This is a genomic window from Kitasatospora sp. NPDC007106, assembly GCF_040634455.1.
GTDB classification, from domain to species: domain Bacteria; phylum Actinomycetota; class Actinomycetes; order Streptomycetales; family Streptomycetaceae; genus Kitasatospora; species Kitasatospora arboriphila.
The window spans coordinates 1-1,272 of record NZ_JBEYFP010001304.1 but is presented as its reverse complement, the minus strand read 5'-3'; the positions used below and the strand labels follow the sequence as shown (position 1 = coordinate 1,272).

Below are 1,272 nucleotides of genomic sequence, written 5' to 3'. Positions count from 1 at the left end.
GGCATGGGCTGGCTGGCGGGGCCGCTGGCGGCGGCCGGGTTCCGGGTGGTCTCGGTCGACCACCACGGGAACGACTTCGTGGGCGGCTACGAGCCCGAGGGCTTCCTCTGCCCGTGGGAGCGTCCGCGCGACTTCGCCTTCGTGCTGGACGTGCTGGCCGCCGAGCGCCCGCTCGGTCCGGTCGGGGCGGCCGGGTTCTCGGCCGGCGGGTACACCGCGGCGGCGCTGGCGGGCGTACGGCTGGATCCCGGTGTGCTGCACGCCCTGGTGACCGGTGCGGTGCCGCTGCCGGAGATCCCGGAGTTCCCGGGGGTGTTGGACGCCTTCCGGGCGAAGGTGCCCGCTGCGGGGCTGTCGGCCCTCACGGCGGAGGCCGGGGCCGACCTGGCCGATCCGCGGGTGCGGGCGGTCTTCCAGGTGGCGCCCGGCCTCGGCCCGATGGTGACGGCGGAGAGCCTGGCGGCGGTGCGGGTGCCGGTGGAGATCCGCTGGGGCGGGGCCGACGTGGTGACCCCGTACGAGGTCGACACCCGGCCCTATCTGGAGGGGATCCCCTCGGCGGCGGGCCGCGAGATCGGCCCCGACGTGGCGCACGCGGACTTCATCGGCCCGGATCCGGCGCCCCGCGCGGCGAAGGCCCGGGCCGAGGTCGCGGCCGACGCGGTCGCGTTCTTCCGCCGCCACCTCGGCTGAGCCTCCGGCCGCCGGAGCGGTCCGACGGTGGCCACGGGGGGCGGCGGCGGGGAGGATACGCATGTGAACGCATCCGAGTCCCGAACCCTGGTGGTGCTGCGGCACGCGAAGTCCGCCTGGCCGGAGGGGGTGCCGGACGCCCGGCGGCCGCTCGGGCCGCGGGGCCTGCGGGACGCACCGGTCGCCGGCCGGTGGCTGCATGACCGGGGGCTGGTGCCGGAGGCCGTGGTCTGCTCCCCCGCCCTGCGCACCCGGCAGACCTTGGAGCTGGCCGCCGCCGGGTGGGACGAGGCGCCGCCGACGGAGTTCGACGAGCGGATCTACGCCGCCGACGGGGGCGAGCTGGTCGAGGTCGTCCGCGGGCTGGACGCGACCGTGGGGACGGCGCTGCTGGTCGGCCACCAGCCCGGGGTGCAGGACCTGGTGGAGTTCCTGGCCGCCGGGACGGGCGGCGAGGCCATGGCTCGGCTCCGGACGAAGTTCCCCACCAGCGGCATCGCCGTACTCGCCCTGGCCGGACCGTGGCGGGACGCCGCGGGGCGCGGCGCCCGGCTGCTGGACTTCGCCGTCCCGCGCGGC

At 77.8% G+C, this 1,272-nt stretch carries 2 protein-coding genes; both read left to right on the top strand.

Features of this window, described 5'->3' with window-relative positions; translation table 11 throughout:
• The coding region (locus ABZ641_RS38040; protein ID WP_359989205.1) for a hypothetical protein at positions 1 to 693 on the top strand (693 nt) is incomplete at its 5' end.
• 63 nt (positions 694 to 756) lie between these two features.
• Positions 757 to 1,272, top strand: a 516-nt coding sequence (locus ABZ641_RS38035) for a histidine phosphatase family protein (RefSeq protein ID WP_344627342.1), incomplete at its 3' end; no start/stop codon positions are given.